This is a genomic window from Cupriavidus sp. SK-4, assembly GCF_000611125.1.
Taxonomy (GTDB): domain Bacteria; phylum Pseudomonadota; class Gammaproteobacteria; order Burkholderiales; family Burkholderiaceae; genus Cupriavidus; species Cupriavidus necator.
On sequence record NZ_JFJW01000098.1, the window covers coordinates 25693 to 46829 of the forward strand.

The window sequence follows — 21137 nt, forward strand, 5'->3', positions numbered from 1 at the left end:
CCGCCGGCAGCAAGATCCGCCAGAACCTGGACCTCGCCGCCTATGCGGCCGAAACCGGCCTGGCGCTGCACCCGCTGGTGCTGGAGCAGCGCAGCGACACGGGCGATGGCCTGGCGCGCGACTGGGCCCCGGCCGACCTGGGCGCGGACCGGCACTACGGCTACGCCTTCCAGTGGTTCGGGCTGGCCGCGCTGACGGTGGTGCTGGTGGCCGTGCTGGGCTGGCGCCGCGCGCGCCGGGTGGCGGCACCGTAACTCGAATGAACCGGGCGCATGCGCTCGCCGAAGACAAAGGACAGACGTACTCCATGGCACAGCAAGACTCCGCCCCGGCCGCCGCGGCCTCGCCGCCGGATACCCGCATCGATGCGCGCACGCGCCGCGGCCGCCTGCAGATGCTGATGCTGTTGCTGGTGTGCGCGTCGCCGGTGATTGCCTCTTACTTCACCTACTACGTCATCAAGCCGCGCGGCGGCGCCACTAACTACGGCGCGCTGGTCGACCCGCAGCGGCCGATGCCGCCGGTGCGCGTCACCGACGAGCAGGGCCGGGCCGTGCCGCTGGAGCAGTTCCGCGGCAAGTGGCTGCTGGTGACCGCCGATCCGTCCGCCTGCGACGAGGCCTGCGCGAAGAAGCTCTTCACCATCCGCCAGATCCGCGCCGGGCAGGGCCAGGACCGCGAACGCATCGTGCCGGTGTGGCTGGTGACCGACGACGGCAAGATCGACGAGCGCCTGAACGCCGCCTACAACGAGCCCTACGCCGGTGTGCGCTTCCTGCGCATCGACCGCCAGGCCGCGCAGCAGTGGCTGCCGGCCGAACCCGGCAAGCGCGCCGAGGACACCCTGTTCCTGGTCGACCCGCTGGGCAACCTGATGATGCGTTTCCCGCAGGACCCGGACCCCAAGAAGATGAGCGGCGACCTGAAGAAGCTGCTCAAGGTCTCGCGCATCGGCTAAAGGGGACGGCATGCTGCTGCAACTGGCCATCATCGGCATCCTGATCGCGCTGTTCCCGCTGTCCTACGTGCTGGTGAAGGGGGACCGCAACAAGTACCGCAAGCTCGCCTGGATCACGGCGTTCCTGACGCTCGACCTGATCATGTTCGGCAGCTTCACGCGCCTGACCGACTCCGGCCTGGGCTGCCCGGACTGGCCCGGCTGCTACGGCCACTCCAACCCGCACGCCGCGATGGAGCCGATCCGCGCGGCCGAGACCGCGCTGCCCAGCGGCCCGGTGACGCTGGCCAAGGCGTGGATCGAGATGATCCACCGCTACTTCGCCATGGCGGTCGGGGTGCTGATCATCACGCTGATGGTGCTGGCGTGGGTCAAGCGGCGCGAGCTGAAGCAGTCACCGTGGTTCGCCACCGGGGTGCTGCTGCTGGTGTGCGTGCAGGGCGCGTTCGGCGCCTTCACCGTGACCCTGAAGCTGCAGCCCGTCATCGTGGTCACGCACCTGATGCTGGGCATGGCCCTGCTGGCCGTGCTGATCCAGCTGGGCTCGCGCAACGATCCGCCGCACCCGGTCGCGGCGCAGGCCGCGCGGCTGCGCTGGCCGGTGCGCATCGGCCTGCTGCTGCTGGTGATCCAGATCTTCCTGGGCGGCTGGGTCAGCACCAACTACGCGGTGCTGGCCTGTACCGACTTCCCGCTGTGCAACGGCCAGCTGGTGCCCGAAATGGATTTCCGCCACGGCTTCACGCTGTGGCGCCAGCTGGGCATGACCGCCGACGGCGACTACATCCCGCACGCGGCGCTGGTGGCGATCCACTGGGTGCACCGCGGCTTTGCCTTTGTCGTGCTGGGCTACCTGGCGTGGCTTGGCCTGCGCGCGCGCCGGCTTGAAGGGCTCGCGCGCGCGGCCGGCTGGCTACTGGCNCTGGCCACGCTGGTGCTGCAACTGGCCACCGGGATGTCCAATATCGTGTTCGACTGGCCGCTGGTGGCCGCGGTTGCGCACAACGGCGGCGCGGCGCTGCTCCTGCTGCTGCTGGTCCGCCTCCACTACAATACAGGGCTCGCAGGGCTCACCATGCGGGCCGCCGGCGCCCCCGCTGCCGTGCCGAACGCCGCCCGCGCCACATGAAAGACAAGACCCCTTCCGTGGTTACCGCTACCCACCCCCATTCGCTGGGCAAGTTGAGCCGGATACGGCACCTTGCCCGACAATATGCCGCCCTGACCAAGCCGCGCGTGACGCAGCTGGCCGTGTTCTGCGCCATCATCGGCATGTTCCTGGCCACGCCCGGCATGGTGCCATGGCGCGTGCTGATCGGCGGCGCCGCCGGCATCTGGCTGCTGGCCGGTGCGGCCTTTGCCATCAATTGCCTGGTCGAGCAGAGGATCGACGCGCTGATGCGCCGCACCGCGTGGCGCCCGTCGGCCACCGGCGAGATCACCACGCCGCAGACCCTGGTGTTCTCCGCCATCCTGGGCGGCGCCGGCATGTGGCTGCTGCACGTCTACGCCAACGACCTGACGATGTGGCTGACCTTTGCCACCTTCCTCGGCTACGCGGTGGTCTACACCATCCTGCTCAAGCCGGCCACGCCGCAGAACATCGTCATCGGCGGGCTGTCCGGGGCGATGCCGCCGGCGCTGGGCTGGGCCGCGGTGGCGGGCGAGGTGCCGGCCGAGGCCTGGTTCCTGGTGCTGATCATCTTCACCTGGACCCCGCCGCACTTCTGGGCCCTGGCGCTGTACCGCCGCGCCGACTACGCAAAGTCCGGCCTGCCGATGCTGCCGGTCACGCACGGCGAGCGCTATACGCTGCTGCATATCCTGCTGTACACGCTGATCATGATCGCCGCGACGCTGCTGCCCTTTGTCTACGGCATGAGCGGCTATATCTACCTGGCGGCCGCGCTGGCGCTGGGCGCGGGTTTCCTGGCCTATGCCTGGAAGATGTACCGCAACTATTCGGACGAGCTGGCGCAGCGCACCTTCCGCTTCTCGATCCTGTACCTGTCGCTGCTGTTCGCCGCGCTGCTGGTCGATCACTACTTCAAGTTCGTGCCGCAGGTCTGACCTGTGGCCCATCGGCTGCGGCATCTTGTCGCGGCCGGCGCAGCGTGGCGGCACGATCGGCGATACTGCGTGATGTCGCCGCCCTCCGGTGCCGCTGTTCCCTCCCACCCCTGACCGGTTTCCGCCGCATGCCCCGCCTAAGCCCCGCCTCCGGCCTGTTCGCCGCCTTCCGCCGCTTTTCCCTGCTGGCCGCGCTTGCGCTGGCCGTGGCTGCCTGCGGGCAGCAGAAGGCCTCGTTCCGCAATGTCGACATCACCGGCGCGGCGGACTTCGGCAAGGACTTCTCGCTGACCGACCATCACGGCAAGGTGCGCACCATCGCCGACTTCAAGGGCAAGGCGGTGGTGATGTTCTTCGGCTACACCCACTGCCCGGACGTGTGCCCGACGACGATGGCAGAACTGAAGGCGGTGATGGAGAAACTGGGCCCGGACGCCGACCGCGTGCAGGTGCTGTTTGTCACGGTCGACCCGGAACGCGACACGCAGGCGCTGCTGGCCCAGTACGTGCCGGCCTTTGATGCGCGCTTCCTGGGGCTGCGCCCGGCCGACGAAGCCGCACTGCAGAAGCTGACCAAGGACTTCAAGGTGTTCTACGCCAAGGTGCCGGGCAGCTCCCCGAACAACTACACGGTGGACCACTCCGCGGGCAGCTATGTGTTCGACCCGGAGGGCAAGCTGCGGCTGTTCATCCGCCACGGCCAGGGTCCGGATCCGATCGCGCACGACCTGAAACAGCTGCTGTCGTGACGTGAAAGGGAGGGAAGGGGTGCGGCATAACGTCGCACTCACCTCCTCGCAGGCAACAAAAAGGCCGGTCCAGTGGACCGGCCTTTTGCATGGCTGGGGGAGAGCGGATCAGGCGAACGCCTGCAGCGCCCCCTTCATCTTCTTCATGGCCGCAGCCTCGATCTGGCGGATGCGCTCGGCCGAGACGCCGAACTCGTCAGCCAGCTCATGCAGCGTGGAGCCGCCCGAGCCGTCGTCCTCGACGTGCAGCCAGCGCGCCTCGATGATGCGGCGGCTGCGTTCGTCCAGCTTGCCCAGCGCCTCTTCCAGGCCCTCGACCTGCATGCGGTCGTGGCGCTTGGCTTCCAGCACGCGGGTGGGCTCGTTGTGGTTGTCAGCCAGGTAGGCGATGGGGGCGAATTCCTCCTCGCCGTCGTCGATCTGGCCTTCCAGCGCCAGGTCGCCGCCCGACAGGCGGGTTTCCATCTCCATCACTTCTTCGGGCTTGACGTTCAGCTCGCGCGCCACGGCCTCGACCTGCTCCGGCGTGAACGTGTGCGCACCCTGCTTGTGGCTGCGCAGATTGAAGAACAGCTTGCGCTGGGCCTTGGTGGTGGCCACCTTGACCATGCGCCAGTTCTTCAGCACGTATTCATGGATCTCCGCCTTGATCCAGTGCATCGCGTACGACACCAGGCGCACGCCCTGATCGGGGTCGAAGCGCTTCACGGCCTTCATCAGGCCGATATTGCCTTCCTGGATCAGGTCGGCGTGGGGCAGGCCGTAGCCCAGGTACTGGCGGGCGATCGACACCACCAGGCGCAGGTGGGACATCACCATCTGGCGGGCGGCATCAACGGAATCGTGGTCGCGGAGCTCGCGCGCCAGGCGCTGCTCTTCCTCCGCGGTCAACAGCGGAATCCGGTGGACAGCCTGGATATAGCTGTCGAGGTTGCCAACGGTGGCCGGGAAGGTCAGCGCAAAGCTGCCCGTGCTCCGGGGTGCCGTCGGCAGACGGTTATTCAGGGTTTGGTCGGCAGACAAGACTGCGTTCACTCAATGGCTCCTTTCGCATCCGGCGGTTCGGTTGCCGGGGTGCCGCGCCTCTTGGGTCGGCGGCACTGCAACACATATTAGCACTCAGGCCGGGTGAGTGCTAATTGGAGTCCCGATGGCCGTGATAGTTCCACTCGATTGGTCATGCGAATGGCATAGCTACATACCGCTTCGAGCGGCGGGAACGATACCCACGGTTCGGCGCACTGGATGTTAGAGCGGTGCGGGGCACGGGGGTTCTGCCCGCTGCTGCAATGATTTGTTGCAGCAGCGGCTACACTCGACCCAACTGCGGCGCGCTGGCATCCTTGCGAGCCTCTCTCATTCCACCGGAGGAGTTATGTCTGCTATCGAACACTTGCTCAAGCCGCATGTGCGCGACCTGGGCGATTTTACCGTGCGCCGGCTGTTGCCCGCCGCCGCCACCCAGACCGTCGGGCCGTTTATCTTCTTCGACCATATGGGGCCGGTGCAGCTGCCGCCGGGCGCCGGCGCCGACGTGCGTCCACATCCACATATCGGGCTGGCCACGGTCACCTACCTGTTCGAGGGCGAGATCATCCACCGCGACAGCCTGGGCAGCGACCAGGCGATCCGCCCGGGCGACGTCAACTGGATGACCGCCGGGCACGGCATCGTGCACTCGGAACGCTCGCCCGAGCATGTGCGCCCCGCCGGTGCCCGCCTGCACGGCATCCAGACCTGGGTGGCACTGCCGCAGGAGCATGAGGGTGCCGAGCCGTCCTTCTTCCACCATCCCGCCGCCACGCTGCCGCAGATCGAGCGGCCGGGCGTGCGCATGGTGGTGATTGCGGGCGATGCCTTTGGCCAGGTCTCTCCGGTCAAGGTCTTCAGCCGCACCCTCTACGTGGCGATCGAGCTGGATGCGGGCGCGAGCGTGGAGATCCCGGCCGATCATGCCGAGCGGGGCATCTATCCAGTCGATGGCGCGGTGGCGCTCGACGGCGAGCCGCTGCCGGCCGAGCATATGGTGGTGCTCACGCCGGGCCTGCCCGCGACGCTGACGGCCACGACGCCGTCGCGCGTGATGCTGCTGGGCGGCGACCCGACCGACGGGCACCGCTTTATCTACTGGAATTTCGTTGCCAGCAGCAAGATGGCGATCGAAGCCGCCGCCCAGCGCTGGGAGGACGATCAGTTCCCGCACGTGCCGGGCGAGACCGAGCGCATCCCGCTGCCCCCGCGCAAGCCCTGACAGCGGTCCCAGGGGCTGGCTCAGAGCGGGCTGGCCCAGGTCACGTGGGTGCCTTGCCGCAGGCATTCGCGGATGGCCTCGACCTGGATCGCGATCGGTGCCGGCACCGGCGCCGCGCCGTCCAGCACGCGCCGGATCCAGGCCACGGTCTGGCCGGCGTCGCTGCCGGGCGGCAGTTCAGGCACTTCGGCCAGCGAACCCACGGCCGGATCGACCAGCGTCTGCTGGTGCCCCTCATGCAGCCAGTCGATGCGGCTGGTGCGGCGCGCATCGGCCACCACTTCGCCCTCGGTGCCGCGTGCCAGCAGCACGTTGGCGGGTTCGTGCGAGAAGTAGTCGGTCAGCGTCTCGCGGTATTCGGGGTGGGTGTAGCTGTACAGGCGCAATCCTTCCGCGGGCGAATGCTCGCCCACTGGCTGCAGCATCTTGGCCACCGTATGCGACGAATTGCGCAAGCCGATCACGGTGCGCCGCTCCAGCAGCTGCGACAGCCCGGGCGACAGCACATCCACCGGCAGTACCGCCAGCGGCCCGAGGTCGCCACCCTCGCGCAGGCGTGCCGAAGCCTCGCCGGTAGTCGCGCACAAGGGCACGCCCAGCGCCTCGAACAGCGTCATGCTGGTCACGCGGCCATTGAACAGGCGCGTGCCGTGCACCAGCACGGGAACATCTTCGCGCGCCAGCAGCAGCGCCAGCAGCGGCACCAGGTTGGGTTGCTTGCGCGCGCCGTTGTAGCTGGGGATCACTACTACCTGCCGGTCAGGCGGCGCCGGCAGCGGCTGGCAGTGCGCATGGGCGGCTTCCAGCATGCCGGCCAGCTCATGCGGGGCCTCGCCCTTGATGCGGTAGGCCATCAGGATGGCGCCAAGCTCCAGGTCCGAGACGCGCCCGGCCAGCATGGCGTCGAACAAGGCCTGCGCGTCTTCTCGTGGCAGCGCCCGCGCGCCGTTGACGCCGCGGCCGATCTCCTTGATATAGCGGGCAGCAGGGAAGGACGTGGCTGGCGTGGTCATGGCGGCGTGGGGGTAGTCTGTTCTGGGTTCATGATAGCGGAGCCAAGCCGCCGCGCCCACCGCCGCCGGTCACCGCGCATCGCCTCCTGAGGACACTACGCGGCTTCCTGCAGCGCCGGGTTGCGCTGCTTGCGGTAGAGGAAGTCCAGCACTGCGGTGCGGCAGGCGTGGTAGGCCTTGTCGTCGGCCAGCGCGACGCGGTCGCGCGGGCGCGGCAGGCCCACCTTCAGGATCTCGCCGATGGTGGCGGCCGGGCCATTGGTCATCATCACGATGCGGTCGGCCAGCAGCACGGCCTCGTCGACATCGTGGGTCACCATCACCACGGTGCTGCGCGTGCGCGCCACGATCTTGATCAGCTCGTCCTGCAGGTGCGCGCGCGTGAGCGCATCGAGCGCGCCGAAGGGCTCGTCCATCAGCAGCACCTTGGGCGCCATCGCCAGCGCGCGGGCAATGCCCACGCGCTGCTTCATGCCGCCGGAGATCTCATGCGGATACTTGTTCTCGGCGTGCGTCAGGCCCACCAGCGCCAGCGTGTCGTGCGTGCGCGCCTTGAGCTGCGGCTTGCTCTCGCTGGCGGCGAAGACGCGCTCCACGCCCAGGTAGACGTTCTCGAAGCACGTCAGCCACGGCAGCAGCGAATGGTTCTGGAACACCACCGCGCGCTCCGGACCCGGCCCGGCGATCTCGCGCCCGGCGCAGATCAGCGCGCCGGTGGTGGGCGTGGCCAGGCCCGCGACCAGGTTCAGCAGCGTGGACTTGCCACAGCCGGAATGGCCGATCAGCGTGATGAACTCGCCCTCGGCGATATGCAGGTTGATATCGCGCAGGGCGACGAACGGGCCCTTGCGGGTCTTAAAGGTCTGGCCGACGTTTTCGATGCTGACGAACTTGTCCATGGCGATTCTCCCCGCGTATCAGTTGGTGCCGTAGCTGAAGCGCCGGGCCAGCGCCAGCAGCGCGTGCTCGAGCAGCAGCCCGATGATGCCGATCACGAAGATCGCGATCACGATGTGCTCGACCTTCAGGTTGTTCCATTCGTCCCACAGCCAGAAGCCGATGCCGGTGCCGCCGGTCAGCATCTCGGCCGCGACGATCACCAGCCACGCGGTGCCGATCGACAGCCGCACGCCGGTCAGCATGTAGGGCAGCACCGCGGGGAACAGCACCCGCGTGAACACCTTCCATTCCGACAGGTCCAGCACGCGCGCCACGTTCAGGTAGTCCTGCGGCACGCGCGTGACGCCGACCGCGGTATTGATCACCATCGGCCAGATCGAGCAGATAAAGATCGCCCAGATCGCGGCCGGGTTGGCGGCCTTGAACAGCAGCAGGCCGATCGGCAGCCAGGCCAGCGGCGAGACCGGGCGCAGCAGGCTGATCACCGGCGCGGTCATCGCGTTCAGGAAAGCAAAGCGCCCGATCAGGAAGCCGGCCGGGATGCCGACCAGCGCGGCCAGGCCGAAACCCGCCGCGACGCGCGCCAGCGATGCCAGCACGTTCCAGCCGATGCCCTGGTCATTGGGCCCGTTGCGGTAGAACGGGTCGGCAAACAGCGGCACCGCGGCGTTCCACGTCGCGCCCGGCGTGGGGATGGCCGGGATCAGCGTGGCGATGCCGTGCCAGGCCAGCACGAACAGGGCAAAGCCCAGTACCGGCGGCACGAGTTTGAGCACCAGCGCGCCGACTGCCTCGCGGCGCTGCGTGCGCCGTTCCTGCGCGGCGAGTTCCTGCTCGCGCCGGCGGGCCCGTTCCTTGGTGTCGGGATCGGCCGCAGAGGCTACGGTTGCGCCTTTGGGCGCGGTATGGGCGATGGCATTCACGTCTGGCTCCTTTTCGTCAGGGGCACTGCGGATCAGTGGGGAAATGGCGGCCCGAATTTCGTCAGGCCTTGATCTTGAAGCCATCGGCGTAGGCCTTCGGGTCCTTGGCATCCCAGACCACACCATCGATCAGCTTGGCGCTGCGGAAATCGCTCTTGGGCAGCGGCACCTGCGCCGCGCTGGCGGCCTGCTTGTAGACGTCAATGCGGTTCACCTGTTTCGCCACCGCGAGGTAGTCCGGATGCTCCTTCAGCAGGCCCCAGCGCTTGTGCTGCGTCAGGAACCACATGCCGTCGGACAGGTATGGGTAGTTGGCGCTGCCGTCCGAGTAGAACTTCATCGCGTCAGGGTCGTCCCAGGTCTTGCCCAGGCCGTTGTTGTAGCGGCCGAGCATGCGGTCAAGGATGATGTCCATGTCGGTGTTGACGTAGGACTTGGCGGCGATGGTCTCCGCGGTCTTGCGGCGGTTGGAGGCCGACGCGTCGATGTACTTGGACGCTTCCAGTATCGCGGCCACCATGGCGCGCGCGGTATTGGGGTGCTTCTGCACGAAGTCCGCGGTGGTGCCGAGCGTTTTCTCCGGGTGGTTCTTCCAGATCGCCTGCGTGGTCTCGGCGGTGAAGCCGATCTTGTCGGCGATGGCGCGCGCGCCCCAGGGCTCGCCCACGCAGAAGCCATCCATATTGCCCACGCGCATATTGGCCACCATCTGCGGCGGCGGCACCGTGATCGCCTTGGCGTCCTGCATCGGGTTGATGCCGTTGGCCGCCAGCCAGTAGTACAGCCACATCGCGTGCGTGCCGGTGGGGAAGGTCTGGGCGAAGGTGTAGTCGCGCTTCTCCTTCATCATCAGCGCCTTCAGGCTGGCGCCGTCCTTCACGCCCTTTTCGGCGAGCTTGGACGACAGCGTGATGGCCTGGCCGTTGTGGTTCAGGTTCATCAGCACCGCCATGTCTTTCTTCGGGCCGCCGATGCCCAGCTGCACGCCGTAGATCAGGCCGTACAGCACGTGCGCCGCGTCCAGCTCGCCGTTGACCAGCTTGTCGCGCACGCCGGCCCACGAGGCTTCCTTTGTCGGCGTGATCTTGATGCCGTATTTCTTGTCCAGCCCGAGCGTGGCGGCCATCACCACCGAGGCGCAGTCGGTCAGCGGGATAAAGCCGATGCGCACGTCGGTTTTCTCGGGCGCGTCCGAGCCCGCTGCCCACGCACCGGCGCGCACCAGCGGATCGACCAGCGTCATCACGCTGGCGCCGGCGATGGTGGCCAGCACGCGGCGGCGGCCGCTGCTGGCCGGGACGGCGTCGGCAGCCGCGTCGGAAACGTGGACGGCTGCGTGCAGCGGCTTGGCAATCCTGAGGCGAGAGGGCATTGCATGGCTCCAAGAAAAAAGGCGTCCCCTCCGCGACCGGCTTCGCCAGAAGACCGGTGCGGCGCAGGGACGCCGTTGTCCGTGGCGTGACGCAGCCCGCGTTGGCCGTGTCCGCCGAAATTGTTGGTCGGCCGCCGTTGGCCGATACCTGCATGACGCAAGGCGTGTGCCAGCCTGTGCAGTGCAGCATTCGAGGGCGGATTTGTGACGGATCGGGAGGAAATGACCGGATGCGGTGCGCGCGCGCTGGCGGCCGCCACATTCGGGGGAGCAGGGGAGGGAGGTGACGCAGTGAGGCGGCGCCAGGAGCGTGCATTGCACCAGTCCCGTGCGGCAGCGCACCACGGCTGGCAGGCGGAGCGGCTCAGCCCATCACGTCGATCACGCGCTGGGCCGCGTCCACCAGCTTCAGGCCGCGCTCCATCGCCATGCTGCGCAGGCGCTTGTAGGCCTCGTCCTCGCTGAGGCCGCGCGCCTGCATCAGCAGCCCCTTGGCGCGCTCGACCACCTTGCGCTCGGCCAGCTTGAGCCGGGTGGCATCGAGCTCGGCGCGCAGCTGCTGGTCCAGTTCAAAGCGTGCGTAGGCCACGTCGAGCACGGTCTTGACGCGCTCGGCGCGCAGGCCGTCGACGATATAGGCGGTGATCCCCGCCGTCAGCGCTGCCTTGATGCGCTGGCTGTCGTCGTTGTCGGTGAACAGCACGATCGGGCGCGGCGCATGCTGGGTCGAGACACAGACATGCTCGATGGTGTCGCGCGCGGCGGATTCGGACGCGATGATCAGCATGTCAGGCTGGGTGGCCGTGATCACATCCGGCAGGCGCAGGTCGGCATCGACGATCTGGATCTCGGTAAAGCCCGCGCTCACCAGCCCGCCGCGGATGGTTTCGACGTTCAGCGGGTCGGCGTCATGCGGGTCGCGCACGAGCAGGATCCGCAACACCCGGCCACCGGCAGTGGGCGGGGCAGGTGCAGCAGCGGTGGGCGATGGGGGCGGGTGGCGTCGTGTCATGGCTAGGCTCTGTTGCAGTGCGCCATGCAAGATTCGCGCCGGGCAAGTATCCGGCACCTGCGCCAGTCCGGTGCGCTGGCGCTGCGAGGATGCCTGGATTCATTGTATGCGGTCGTACGCAGAGCCAACTCTCGCGGTGTATCCTGTTGCCCTGCTGCGCCGGGCGCGTCTGCTGGCGACGCCGCGCATGGCTGCATCCTGCAACCCTGCCCACCCGCGCCGCAGCACCGATCAGAACAATCTGGAGAGATGCATGACCGAATTCGTGTTCGCCCCGGCCGCGCCCGTTGGCGTGCCGGTGCGCGGCAGCAACGCTAGCTTCCCGGTCCGGCGCGTGTACTGCGTCGGCCGCAACTATGCTGCCCACGCCCGTGAAATGGGCTCGGATCCCGACCGCGAGCCGCCGTTCTTCTTCTGCAAGCCGTCCGACGCGGTCAGCTACGTCGCCGACGGCACCGAAGGCGCCTTCCCGTACCCGCCTGGCACCAGCAACTGCCACTATGAAGTGGAGCTGGTGGTGGCGATCGGCAAGGGCGGCCGCGACATCCCGGTCGACCAGGCAGCCGGCCACGTGTTCGGCTACGCCGTGGGCCTGGACATGACCCGCCGCGACCTGCAGAACGAATCGAAGAAGACCGGCCGCCCCTGGGAGACCGGCAAGGCCTTCGACCAGTCCGCGCCGATCGGCCCGATCGTGCCGGTCTCGGCCATCGGCCATCCGGAGAAGGGCGCGGTGACGCTGGCGGTCAACGGCGTGGAGAAGCAGCGCGGCGACCTGTCCGACCTGATCTGGTCGGTGGCGGAGATGGTGTCGTACCTGTCGAAGCTGTTCGAGCTGCAGCCGGGCGACCTGATCTTCAGCGGCACGCCCGAAGGCGTGGGCCCCGTGGTCAAGGGCGATGTCATGCAGTGCCACGTCGGCGGCGTGGGCGATCTCACCATCAAGGTAGTCTGATCCGATGCTCAAGCTTTACAGCTATTTCCGCAGTTCGGCCTCGTTCCGCGTGCGCATTGCGCTGGAACTCAAGGGGCTGTCCTATGACTATGTGCCGGTGCACCTGCTGAAGGAAGGCGGCCAGCAGCTCAAACCGGAATTCCGCGCCGTGAACCCTGACGGCCTGGTGCCGGCGCTGGTCGACGGCGAGCACGTGCTGCAGCAATCGCTGGCCATCGTCGAGTACCTGGACGAGATCCACCCCGAGCCGAAGCTGCTGCCCGGCACGGCGCTGGACCGCGCCTATGTGCGCGGGCTGGCCCAGGAGATCGCGTGCGAGATCCACCCGCTGAACAACCTGCGCGTGCTGAAGTACCTGAAGCACACCGTGGGCGTGACCGACGAGGTCAAGGACGCGTGGTACCACCACTGGATAGAGCTGGGCTTTGCGTCGCTGCAGGCCAACCTGGAGCGCGGCGGCAAGGCCGGGCGCTTCTGCTTTGGCGATACGCCCACGCTGGCCGATATCTGCCTGGTGCCGCAGGTGTTCAACGCGCAGCGCTTCAATATCGACCTGGCCCGCTACCCGGCGATCGCGAAGATCTATGAAACCTGCATGGAGCTGCCTGCCTTCCAGAAGGCGGAGCCGAAGGCGCAGCCTGACGCAGAATAGGCGTTCGCAGGCCTGCAAGGCGAAACGCCCCGGCACTGCCGGGGCGTTTTGCTTGGCGCGGGTTGCCGGGCCTTACCCCAGCAGCGCGTCGGCGAACTCATCCGCCTTGAACGGCTGCAGGTCCTCCACCTTCTCGCCCACGCCGATGAAGTAGACTGGCACCGGGCGCTGGCGCGCGATCGCCGCCAGGATGCCGCCCTTGGCGGTGCCGTCGAGCTTGGTCACGATCAGCCCGGTCAGGCCCAGCGCGTCGTCGAAGGCGCGGGTTTGCTGCAGGGCGTTCTGCCCGGTATTGGCGTCGATCACCAGCAGCACCTCGTGCGGCGCGCTCGGCATGGCCTTGCTGATCACGCGCTTGACCTTCTTCAGTTCTTCCATCAGGTGCAGTTGCGTCGGCAGGCGGCCGGCGGTGTCGGCCATGACGATGTCGATGCCGCGCGCCTTGGCCGCATTGACGGCGTCGAAGATCACCGCCGCGGGGTCGCCGCTTTCCTGCGCCACCACGGTGACGTTGTTGCGCTCGCCCCAGATCGTCAGCTGCTCGCGCGCGGCGGCGCGGAAGGTATCGCCGGCGGCCAGCAGCACCTTCTGGTCATAGCGCTGGAAGTGCTTGCACAGCTTGCCGATGCTGGTGGTCTTGCCGGCGCCGTTGACGCCCGCGATCATCATCACAAGCGGCTGCTCGCGGCCCAGCGCCATGGTTTTTTCCAGCGGGCGCAGCAGCTGCGTCAGCAGCTCGCGCAGCGCGGCCTTGACGCCTTCGGCGGTCTCGATGCGCTCGGCCTTGACGCGCTTGCGCAGCTCGCCCAGCAGGTACTCGGTGGCTTCGACGCCGGCATCGGCCATCAGCAGCGCGGTTTCCAGTTCCTCGAACAGTGCCTCGTCGACCTTGACGCCGACGAACAGCGTGCCGATGTTGCGGCTGGTCTTGGACAGCCCGGTACGCAGTCGATGCATCCAGCCCAGCTTCGCTTCAGCGGTCTGGGCGGGCGGCGGGACCAGCTCGAGCGCCTCGGCCGGTGCGGGCGCCGGCACGGGGATCGGGGCCGCCACGGGCGCTGGGGCAGGGGGTGGCACTTGCGCGGGGACCGGTGCCGGTGCGGGTGCAGGGACTGGCGCAGGCGTGGGGGCCGGTGCCGGTACGGGGGCGGGGACCTCGACCGGAGCGGGGGCCGGGGCTGGCGCCTCGACGGGCGCGGGCTCGGCCTTGCGCTTCTTCCAGAAACTAAACATTGGGGAATGGAGTCAATACCGGGGCCGATACCCTGGCGGCAGCCAATGCCAGCAGGCAACCGGTTATAAATCAATGGGTTACGCAGGCGTCGCGATGGCTGGGGAGAAACCGTTGTGGTCCCGGCCGGCGATTGCGTATAGTTCGCTACATGGCAGATTCATGCGCGCAGTCTTGCGCACGTGAGTCGATCGGCAAAATTCTAGCAGACGGGGTCGCATGAACCATTGCGCTGTCCTGACCGCTGCGGGCGCACAAGGCACCAAAGCCTGCGTCCAAACGCGCATCCAACGCCTCTCACAACCTTCCAATCCGCTTCCTGCCCGCGCCGCGCGTCTAGCGCGGCGTGTCATTCCCACGCTGCTGCTGGCCTTGCTGCCCTGGTCGATGCCGGCAGGGGCGCAGGGCGTGGTGGCTTCGCCGATGCCCGGCACACAGACCGCCCCGGCCGGCGCGACCACGCAGGGCACGACCGAATACCGCCTGTCCAACGGGCTGCGGCTGATCGTCAAGGAAGACCACCGCGCGCCCACGGTGGCGCACCAGATCTGGTACCGCGTGGGCGGCATCGATGAGGTCAGCGGCACCACCGGCGTGGCGCACATGCTCGAGCACATGATGTTCAAGGGCACGCCCAAGGTCGGCGTGGGCGAGTTCTCCAAGCAGGTGGCCGCGCTGGGCGGGCGTGAGAACGCCATGACCAACCGCGACTTCACCATGTACTACCAGCAGATCGGCAAGCAGTACCTGCCGAGGATGATGGAGCTGGAGGCCGACCGCATGGCCAACCTCGTCATCACCAAGGACGAGTTCGAACGCGAGATGAAGGTGGTGATGGAAGAACGCCGCCTGCGCACCGACGACTCCGCGCGCGGCACCGTCTATGAGCAGCTGCTGGCTACGGTCTACACCGCCGCCGCGTACCGCCACCCGGTGATCGGCTGGATGGACGACCTGGTCAATATGCGCGTGGACGACGTCAAGGAGTGGTACCGCCACTGGTACGTGCCCAATAACGCCATGGTGATTGTCACCGGCGACGTCAAGGCCGAGGAAGTGCGCGCCCTGGCCGAGCGCTACTACGGCAAGATCAAGCCGCGCACGCTGCCGCTGCGCAAGGACCAGGAAGAGCCGGCGCAAAAGGGCATCAAGCGCATCTGGGTCAAGGCGCCGGCCGAGAACCAGTACATGGTGATGGCCTACAAGGTGCCGCGCCTGCGCGATATCGAGAAGGACGTCGACCCCTACGCGCTGGAGGTGCTGTCGGCCGTGCTCAACGGCTACGACAACGCGCGCCTGACGCGCGAACTGGTGCGCGAGCAGCGCCTGGCCGACGACGTCAACGTCGGCTACGACAGCATCAACCGCGGCGAGTCGCTGTTCGTGCTCGACGGCACGCCGGCAGCGGGCCACAACACCGACGAGATCGAGCGCGCGCTGCGCGCCGAGGTCCAGCGCATCGCCAAGGAAGGCGTGTCGCCGGAAGAACTCAAGCGCGTCAAGGCGCAGGTGGTGGCCGGCCAGATCTACAAGCGTGATTCGGTGTTCGGGCAGGGCATGGAAATCGGCGTGTCCGAGATCTCGGATATCTCCTGGCGCCAGATCGACCGCATGCTCGACAAGATCAAGGCTGTCACGCCGGCGCAGGTGCAGGCCGTCGCCGCGAAGTATTTCAACGACGACAACCTGACCGTGGCCACGCTGGTGCCGCAGCCGATCGATCCGAACAAGCCCAAGTCCCAGGCCCCGTCGGGCCTGCGCCACTGAGGAAAGGCGATGACTCAGTACGTCACCACCCCGCAGCGTGCGCTGCGCAAACTGGCCGGCGCCGCATTGGGCGCCGTCGTCCTGCTGGCTGCGCAACTGGCGCAGGCCGCGATCCCCGTCGAGCACTGGACCGCGTCCACCGGCGCCAAGGTGTTCTTCGTGCATAGCCCGTCGATCCCGATGCTCGACGTCAATATCGACTTCGACGCCGGCAGCCGCTATGACCCGCCGGGCAAGGCCGGGCTGGCCACGCTGACCGCCGCGCTGCTGGACAAGGGCGCCGCGGCGCTGGAGGGCCAGCCGGCGCGCGATGAAGCGAAGATCGCCGATGGCTTTGCCGATACCGGTGCCGCCTTTGGCGGCGCTGCCGGCGGCGACCGCGGCGGCATCGGGCTGCGCACGCTGACCGCGCAGCCGGAGCTGGACCAGTCGGTCGCGCTGGCCGCGCAGCTGATCAAGGCGCCGACCTACCCGGACGCCGTGGTCGGGCGCGAGAAGCAGCGCCTGATCACCGCCATCCGCGAAGCCGACGCCAAGCCCGGCGTGATCGCCGACAAGGCGCTGGCCAAGGCCATGTATCCCGACCACCCCTACGGCGTGGCCGCGACCCCGGACAGCGTGGCGTCGATCACGCGCGACGACATCGTCAGGTTCTGGCGCGACAACTACGGCGCGCAGCGCGCGGTGGTGACGCTGATCGGCGCGGTCGACCGCAAGCAGGCCGAAGCCATTGCCGAGCAGCTCACGCGCGGGCTGCCGCCCGGCAGCGCGGCGCCGACCATGCCGCAGGTGCGCCTGAACATCGCCCCGAGCGAGCAGCGCATGCCGCATCCGGCACAGCAGTCCAGCGTGGCCATCGGCCAGCCGGCCATTGCCCGCGGCGACCCCGATTACTTCGCGCTGCTGGTGGGCAACTACGTGCTGGGCGGCGGCGGTTTCAGCTCGCGCCTGACCGACGAGGTGCGCGAGAAGCGCGGCCTGACCTACGGCGTGGACAGCTACTTCGCGCCGTCCAAGCAGCCGGGTCCGTTCGGCATCAGCCTGCAGACCAAGAAGGCGCAGACCGACGAAGCGCTGGCGCTGGTGCGCCAGGTGCTGGCGCGCTTTGTCGCCGAGGGCCCGACCGAGAAAGAGCTGCGCGCGGCCAAGGACAACCTCATCAACGGTTTCCCGCTGCGCATCGACAACAACCGCAAGCTGCTGACCAACGTCGCCAATATCGGCTGGTACGGGCTGCCGCTGGATTACCTGGACACCTGGACCGCCCAGATTGGCAAGGTCACGCGCGAGCAGGTCAGGGCCGCTTTCCAGCGCCATGTGCGCCCGGACAATATGGCGACGGTGATCGTCGGCGGCCCGGTCGCAGCGCCTGCGACCGCCGCCAGGCAGTGATGCCGCCGGCACCGCTTGGGGCAGTCATGCGCGCCGGGGCTCCGGCGCGCGCGGCGAACCGGCCCGCAGGCTCTACAATCACGGGATGAATTCGCGTTCCCGATTGCCGTCGCCCGCCACCGGCGGGCGACCCGCCTCTCCTGCCGCTGCCAGCGGCGGGCGTTCCCCCGTTTCCGCGGCGCCACGCCAGGCACCGCGCCAGGAGCCGTCCCAGGTCCGCATCATCGGCGGCCGCTGGAAGCGCACCTTGCTGCCAGTTCCCGATGCCCAGGGCCTGCGCCCCACGCCCGACCGCGTGCGCGAGACGCTCTTCAACTGGCTTGGCCAGGACCTGTCCGGGCTGGAATGCCTGGACCTGTTCGCCGGCTCCGGCGCGCTCGGCTTCGAGGCCGCCTCGCGCGGCGCCGCCGCGGTCACGCTGGTCGAGTCCAATGCGCGCGTGGCCAAGCAGCTGCGCGACAACCAGTACCGGCTCGACGCGGCCCAGGTGCGTGTGATGCAGGGCGATGCCTTTGCCATTGCCGCGCAGCTTCCCGATGCCAGCTTCGACGTGGTCTTCCTGGATCCCCCCTTCGCCGAGGACTGGATCGGGCCCGCGCTGGAGCATGCGGCGCGGCTGTCGCGGCCCGGCGGCGCAGTCTATGTCGAGACCGACCATGCGCTGACCGGCGCCGACGCGCCGGTGCCGGCATCGCTTGAAATCGTGCGCCATGCGCGCGCCGGCGCGGTGCATTTCCACCTGCTGCAGCATCGCGTGCCGGGCAACGGCGCTGCCTGATGCACCAGCCTGGGGCGATTGTCCAGGTAGGCCTGTTCCGCAATGAGGAAGGTCCCCTGCCTCAATGGGAAACGGGTTCTTAGCTGCGCTGCGGCAAAACGGTGCACCGGGCGGCTTCCAAGTGGCGCATTTGGGGTTACACTACGCCGCTGTCACAACGCTCGCGACGCAGCACCCACGCCGGTCCGGCCGGCGCAAGAGGCGGCCCAAGGCCGGCAGCGGGCAGATCAAGGAGGAAGTATGGTCATCGCGGTCTATCCCGGCACGTTCGATCCAATGACCCGGGGACACGAGGATCTGGTCCGCCGTGCGTCGAACATCTTCGACGAACTGGTGGTCGGCGTGGCGCACAGCCCCAACAAGCGCCCGTTCTTTTCGCTCGAAGAGCGCATCGGCATTGCCCGTGAAGTGCTCGGGCATTATCCCAATGTGCGCGTCGAAGGCTTTTCAGGCCTGCTCAAGGACTTTGTGCGCAACAACAATGCGCGCGTGATCGTGCGCGGGCTGCGCGCGGTGTCCGACTTCGAGTACGAATTCCAGATGGCAGGCATGAACCGCTACCTGCTGCCCGACGTGGAAACCATGTTCCTGACGCCGTCGGACCAGTACCAGTTCATCTCCGGCACCTTCGTGCGCGAGATCGCGGTGCTGGGCGGCGATGTCAGCAAGTTCGTGTTTCCGTCGGTGGAACGCTGGCTGCAAGAGAAAATCGGCAAACCGGAATAAAATAGCAGACTCAGATACGTCGAGTCGCGGCCAGTCGGGCGCGGGCGTGTCCGCAGGAAGGAAACACCATGGCGCTGATGATCACCGACGACTGCATCAACTGCGACGTTTGTGAACCCGAGTGCCCGAACGAAGCCATTTCGATGGGGCCCGAGATCTATGAAATCGACCCCAACAAGTGCACCGAGTGTGTCGGGCACTTCGACGAGCCGCAATGCCAGCAGGTCTGCCCGGTCGCCTGCATCCCCAAGGATCCGAACCGCGTCGAAACGCATGAGATCCTGATGCAGCGCTACCGGCTGCTGACGGCCGCCAAGCACGCGGCCTGACCCGCAGCTTCAGCCAGGCAAAAAAAGCCCCCGGCACCGCAAGGTGACGGGGGTTTAACTTTTCCCCAGTTACTGCTGGTACTACCTACAACACTGCGCGGTCACGCACCCATCGGCTTGCCGTCGCTACGGCGCACCACGATGGTGGACGAGCGCGGCGGCTTGGCCGCGTCCGGCCATTTGCCGGTGGGGTGCTGGATATTGATGAAGCAGGTGGTCAGGTCCGGCGTGTAGGCAATGCCGGTGATCTCGCAGCCGGTCGGGCCGACCAGGAAGCGCCTGGATTCGCCGGTCGGGCTGATGTAGTACATGCCGTTGTTGCCGAACGTGCTGACGCTGCCGCCGTCGGTCTGCACCCACAGGCGGCCCTTGGGGTCCACGCGCAGGCCATCCGGGCTGGTGAAGGTATGGCCGTTGATATTGCCCTTCAGGTTGTCGGTGGGCAGCGACGGGTCGCCGGCCAGCAGCAGGATGCTCCACGTGAAGGTCGTGGCCAGCGGCGAGTTGCCGGCTTCGTTCCACTTGATGATATGGCCGTGCAGGTTGTTCTTGCGCGGGTTGGCGGCGTCGGTCTGCTGGCGGCCGCTGTTGTTGGTCAGCGTGCAGTAGAGCGTCTTGTCCGGTGCCGCCGTGATCCACTCGGGGCGGTCCATCAGCGTGCCGCCGGCAACGCGGGCCGCGGACTTGGTGTTGATCAGAACGTCGGCCTGGCTGGCGAAGTCGACCGTGCTCGGCGCCGGCGAGACGGCCGACTGGGTCCAGTTGCCCGGGTCCGATGCGCCGACGGTCAGGCCGTTCTTGCCCTGCGTCAGCTCGATCCACTGGCCGCTGCCGTCGGCATTGAACTTGGCCACGTAGAGCGTGCCGCTGTCCAGCAGGTTGGCGTTGGCGGTGCGGTTGTTCGGGTCGAACGCCTTGCTCGGGATGAACTTGTAGATGCAGCCCGGGGTGCCGTCATCGCCCATGTAGAAGGCGACGTTGTTGCTGGCGTCGGTCAGGAAGGCGACGTTCTCATGGTCGAAGCGGCCCATTGCGGTGCGCTTGGCCGGCGTGCCCAGCGTGCCGTATGGGTCGATTTCCACCACCCAGCCGTAGCCGTTCTCGGCCTGGGTCGGGTCGATGTAGTTGTCCGTGCTTTCTTCGCAGGTCAGGTAGGTGCCCCACGGCGTATGGCCGCTCGAGCAGTTGTTGAGCATGCCGACCACGGTCGAGCCCACCACCGAGGCGGCCGGGCCGCCCACGCGGTACAGCGTGTTGCCGGTGTAGCGCTTGTTGTAGATCGAGTCGCGCTTGACCTGCCACTTGCCGCTGGCGGCCAGTTCGACTTCGATCACCGAGATGCCCACCGCCGACAGCGCGATGCGCTTCTGTTCCGGGGTTGCGGTGGCGGCAACGTAGGCGGTCGGGAACAGGATGTTGTAGTCCGGCAGCTCGTGGTTGATCGCGAGCAGGCCGCCCTTCTGCGGATCGACGCCCGGCAGCGCGAAGTAGTGCATGCCGTCGTGGTTGCCGCCGGCCTGGCGCTCGGTTTCGGCCGAGGACTGGAAGGCGCCGGCATAGCCGGTGGCGCCGGCTTCGACCGGGTCGCCGGCGGAGAACAGCACGTCGACGCTGTAGCCGTTGGGCACGACCACGGTATCGGCGGTCGACTTGGCGATCGGCTCGAAGGTGACGTCGTAGCTCGGGGCGACCGCGGCGGGCGCGGGGGCCGGAGCGGGTGCGGGGGCTGGTGCCGGCGCCGGCGCGGGATCGTCATCGCCGCCGCAGGCGGCCAGCAGGCCGCTGCCGAACGCCGAGGCCAGCGACAGGCCCAGGCCGCCGCGCAGCACCCGGCGGCGGGCCGGGTTGGCGGCTACGATGTCTTCGAGCATCTGGCCGGGCACGTCAACGTCGGGCTTGGCAGCGCGACTGGCGGCTCGCGCTTCATCGGTCAGGTACGACATGGGCTTCCTCCTGTGGGTTGTCATGCGCATCGGCGACCATGCGATACCGATGCGATTGGAAACCACGGAATGTATGTGCCGCCCATGGCACTTTGATGACATATTGTCTGCAACAG

At 67.7% G+C, this 21137-nt stretch carries 21 protein-coding genes; 13 read left to right on the plus strand and 8 right to left on the minus strand.

Going from position 1 to position 21137, the window contains the following annotated elements; all coding sequences use genetic code 11:
- From CF68_RS38545 to CF68_RS21185, 5 genes are all read left to right on the plus strand, one after another.
- Positions 1-254, plus strand: a 254-nt coding sequence (locus tag CF68_RS38545; protein WP_304413122.1) for an SURF1 family cytochrome oxidase biogenesis protein, incomplete at its 5' end; no start/stop codon positions are given.
- Positions 255-307: 53 nt separating this feature from the next.
- A complete protein-coding gene (locus CF68_RS21170; protein ID WP_035822805.1) occupies positions 308-958 on the plus strand; it encodes a cytochrome c oxidase subunit I in 651 nt (216 codons plus the stop codon).
- A 10-nt stretch (positions 959-968) separates the two neighbouring features.
- The gene (locus CF68_RS21175; protein ID WP_035822572.1) at positions 969-2087 is read left to right on the plus strand and encodes a heme A synthase; all 1119 of its coding nucleotides are present in this window, start codon (positions 969-971) and stop codon (positions 2085-2087) included.
- Positions 2084-3028 carry a heme o synthase gene (gene cyoE / locus CF68_RS21180; protein ID WP_035822574.1) on the plus strand — a complete coding sequence of 315 codons (945 nt, stop codon included), beginning with the start codon at positions 2084-2086 and terminating at the stop codon, positions 3026-3028. The genes CF68_RS21175 and cyoE overlap by 4 nt, the downstream gene beginning before the upstream one ends.
- A gap of 128 nt (positions 3029-3156) precedes the next feature.
- A complete protein-coding gene (locus tag CF68_RS21185) occupies positions 3157-3777 on the plus strand; it encodes an SCO family protein (RefSeq protein WP_035822576.1) in 621 nt (206 codons plus the stop codon).
- A 108-nt stretch (positions 3778-3885) separates the two neighbouring features.
- Here the strand turns inward: CF68_RS21185 and rpoH are convergent, their stop codons facing one another.
- Entirely contained in the window at positions 3886-4812 is a 927-nt protein-coding gene (gene rpoH, locus CF68_RS21190; protein ID WP_011614472.1) for an RNA polymerase sigma factor RpoH, read from the minus strand.
- A gap of 340 nt (positions 4813-5152) precedes the next feature.
- On the opposite strand from rpoH, the gene CF68_RS21195 reads away from it, so the two are divergent.
- Entirely contained in the window at positions 5153-6028 is an 876-nt protein-coding gene (locus tag CF68_RS21195; RefSeq protein ID WP_035822578.1) for a pirin family protein, read from the plus strand.
- Positions 6029-6048: 20 nt separating this feature from the next.
- On the opposite strand, the gene ybiB is transcribed toward CF68_RS21195, so the two are convergent.
- The 5 genes from ybiB to CF68_RS21220 all read right to left on the minus strand — a co-directional run bounded on the left by ybiB (position 6049) and on the right by CF68_RS21220 (position 11248).
- The gene (gene ybiB, locus CF68_RS21200; RefSeq protein WP_035822586.1) at positions 6049-7041 is read right to left on the minus strand and encodes a DNA-binding protein YbiB; all 993 of its coding nucleotides are present in this window, start codon (positions 7039-7041) and stop codon (positions 6049-6051) included.
- Positions 7042-7136: 95 nt separating this feature from the next.
- On the minus strand, positions 7137-7940 hold the full coding sequence (locus CF68_RS21205) for an ABC transporter ATP-binding protein (protein WP_035822589.1): 804 nt from the start codon (positions 7938-7940) through the stop codon (positions 7137-7139).
- Positions 7941-7958: 18 nt separating this feature from the next.
- Positions 7959-8864, minus strand: coding sequence for a nitrate ABC transporter permease (gene ntrB, locus CF68_RS21210; protein ID WP_035822596.1), 906 nt, complete (start codon positions 8862-8864; stop codon positions 7959-7961).
- Positions 8865-8925: 61 nt separating this feature from the next.
- Positions 8926-10236 (minus strand): CmpA/NrtA family ABC transporter substrate-binding protein, encoded by a 1311-nt coding sequence (locus tag CF68_RS21215; protein ID WP_035822598.1) that lies wholly within the window; start codon positions 10234-10236, stop codon positions 8926-8928.
- A gap of 364 nt (positions 10237-10600) precedes the next feature.
- Complete coding sequence (locus CF68_RS21220; RefSeq protein WP_035822600.1) at positions 10601-11248, minus strand: ANTAR domain-containing response regulator; 648 nt, start codon at positions 11246-11248, stop codon at positions 10601-10603.
- A 253-nt stretch (positions 11249-11501) separates the two neighbouring features.
- Between CF68_RS21220 and CF68_RS21225 the strand changes: the two genes are divergently transcribed.
- Both CF68_RS21225 and maiA read left to right on the plus strand, forming a co-directional pair.
- A complete protein-coding gene (locus tag CF68_RS21225; protein WP_035822602.1) occupies positions 11502-12203 on the plus strand; it encodes a fumarylacetoacetate hydrolase family protein in 702 nt (233 codons plus the stop codon).
- Between the two features lie 4 nt (positions 12204-12207).
- The gene (gene maiA, locus CF68_RS21230; protein WP_035822604.1) at positions 12208-12855 is read left to right on the plus strand and encodes a maleylacetoacetate isomerase; all 648 of its coding nucleotides are present in this window, start codon (positions 12208-12210) and stop codon (positions 12853-12855) included.
- 72 nt (positions 12856-12927) lie between these two features.
- Here the strand turns inward: maiA and ftsY are convergent, their stop codons facing one another.
- Entirely contained in the window at positions 12928-14088 is a 1161-nt protein-coding gene (gene ftsY / locus CF68_RS21235) for a signal recognition particle-docking protein FtsY (RefSeq protein WP_035822606.1), read from the minus strand.
- Between the two features lie 217 nt (positions 14089-14305).
- On the opposite strand from ftsY, the gene CF68_RS21240 reads away from it, so the two are divergent.
- The 5 genes from CF68_RS21240 to CF68_RS21260 all read left to right on the plus strand — a co-directional run bounded on the left by CF68_RS21240 (position 14306) and on the right by CF68_RS21260 (position 19078).
- Positions 14306-15853: a pitrilysin family protein gene (locus CF68_RS21240; protein WP_035822608.1), complete on the plus strand. Its 1548-nt coding sequence runs from the start codon at positions 14306-14308 to the stop codon at positions 15851-15853.
- Positions 15854-15862: 9 nt separating this feature from the next.
- Positions 15863-17245: a pitrilysin family protein gene (locus CF68_RS21245; RefSeq protein ID WP_035822610.1), complete on the plus strand. Its 1383-nt coding sequence runs from the start codon at positions 15863-15865 to the stop codon at positions 17243-17245.
- 85 nt (positions 17246-17330) lie between these two features.
- On the plus strand, positions 17331-18023 hold the full coding sequence (rsmD, locus tag CF68_RS21250; protein WP_084187366.1) for a 16S rRNA (guanine(966)-N(2))-methyltransferase RsmD: 693 nt from the start codon (positions 17331-17333) through the stop codon (positions 18021-18023).
- Positions 18024-18263: 240 nt separating this feature from the next.
- Positions 18264-18749 (plus strand): pantetheine-phosphate adenylyltransferase, encoded by a 486-nt coding sequence (gene coaD / locus CF68_RS21255; RefSeq protein ID WP_010814369.1) that lies wholly within the window; start codon positions 18264-18266, stop codon positions 18747-18749.
- A 68-nt stretch (positions 18750-18817) separates the two neighbouring features.
- The gene (locus tag CF68_RS21260) at positions 18818-19078 is read left to right on the plus strand and encodes a YfhL family 4Fe-4S dicluster ferredoxin (protein ID WP_035822613.1); all 261 of its coding nucleotides are present in this window, start codon (positions 18818-18820) and stop codon (positions 19076-19078) included.
- 101 nt (positions 19079-19179) lie between these two features.
- On the opposite strand, the gene CF68_RS21265 is transcribed toward CF68_RS21260, so the two are convergent.
- A complete protein-coding gene (locus CF68_RS21265; protein WP_035822616.1) occupies positions 19180-21021 on the minus strand; it encodes a PhoX family phosphatase in 1842 nt (613 codons plus the stop codon).
- Positions 21022-21137 lie beyond the last annotated feature (116 nt).

What these genes read in the sequence shown, in the direction of transcription:
- CF68_RS21170 (WP_035822805.1), top strand. Translation starts at nt 308, where the DNA reads ATGGCACAGCAAGACTCCGCCCCGGCCGCCGCGGCCTCGCCGCCGGAT.
- cyoE (WP_035822574.1), top strand. Translation starts at nt 2,084, where the DNA reads ATGAAAGACAAGACCCCTTCCGTGGTTACCGCTACCCACCCCCATTCG.
- CF68_RS21185 (WP_035822576.1), top strand. Translation starts at nt 3,157, where the DNA reads ATGCCCCGCCTAAGCCCCGCCTCCGGCCTGTTCGCCGCCTTCCGCCGC.
- CF68_RS21195 (WP_035822578.1), top strand. Translation starts at nt 5,153, where the DNA reads ATGTCTGCTATCGAACACTTGCTCAAGCCGCATGTGCGCGACCTGGGC.
- ybiB (WP_035822586.1), bottom strand. Translation starts at nt 7,041, where the DNA reads ATGACCACGCCAGCCACGTCCTTCCCTGCTGCCCGCTATATCAAGGAG.
- CF68_RS21205 (WP_035822589.1), bottom strand. Translation starts at nt 7,940, where the DNA reads ATGGACAAGTTCGTCAGCATCGAAAACGTCGGCCAGACCTTTAAGACC.
- CF68_RS21215 (WP_035822598.1), bottom strand. Translation starts at nt 10,236, where the DNA reads ATGCCCTCTCGCCTCAGGATTGCCAAGCCGCTGCACGCAGCCGTCCAC.
- CF68_RS21220 (WP_035822600.1), bottom strand. Translation starts at nt 11,248, where the DNA reads ATGACACGACGCCACCCGCCCCCATCGCCCACCGCTGCTGCACCTGCC.
- CF68_RS21225 (WP_035822602.1), top strand. Translation starts at nt 11,502, where the DNA reads ATGACCGAATTCGTGTTCGCCCCGGCCGCGCCCGTTGGCGTGCCGGTG.
- maiA (WP_035822604.1), top strand. Translation starts at nt 12,208, where the DNA reads ATGCTCAAGCTTTACAGCTATTTCCGCAGTTCGGCCTCGTTCCGCGTG.
- ftsY (WP_035822606.1), bottom strand. Translation starts at nt 14,088, where the DNA reads ATGTTTAGTTTCTGGAAGAAGCGCAAGGCCGAGCCCGCGCCCGTCGAG.
- CF68_RS21240 (WP_035822608.1), top strand. Translation starts at nt 14,306, where the DNA reads ATGAACCATTGCGCTGTCCTGACCGCTGCGGGCGCACAAGGCACCAAA.
- CF68_RS21245 (WP_035822610.1), top strand. Translation starts at nt 15,863, where the DNA reads ATGACTCAGTACGTCACCACCCCGCAGCGTGCGCTGCGCAAACTGGCC.
- rsmD (WP_084187366.1), top strand. Translation starts at nt 17,331, where the DNA reads ATGAATTCGCGTTCCCGATTGCCGTCGCCCGCCACCGGCGGGCGACCC.
- coaD (WP_010814369.1), top strand. Translation starts at nt 18,264, where the DNA reads ATGGTCATCGCGGTCTATCCCGGCACGTTCGATCCAATGACCCGGGGA.
- CF68_RS21260 (WP_035822613.1), top strand. Translation starts at nt 18,818, where the DNA reads ATGGCGCTGATGATCACCGACGACTGCATCAACTGCGACGTTTGTGAA.
- CF68_RS21265 (WP_035822616.1), bottom strand. Translation starts at nt 21,021, where the DNA reads ATGTCGTACCTGACCGATGAAGCGCGAGCCGCCAGTCGCGCTGCCAAG.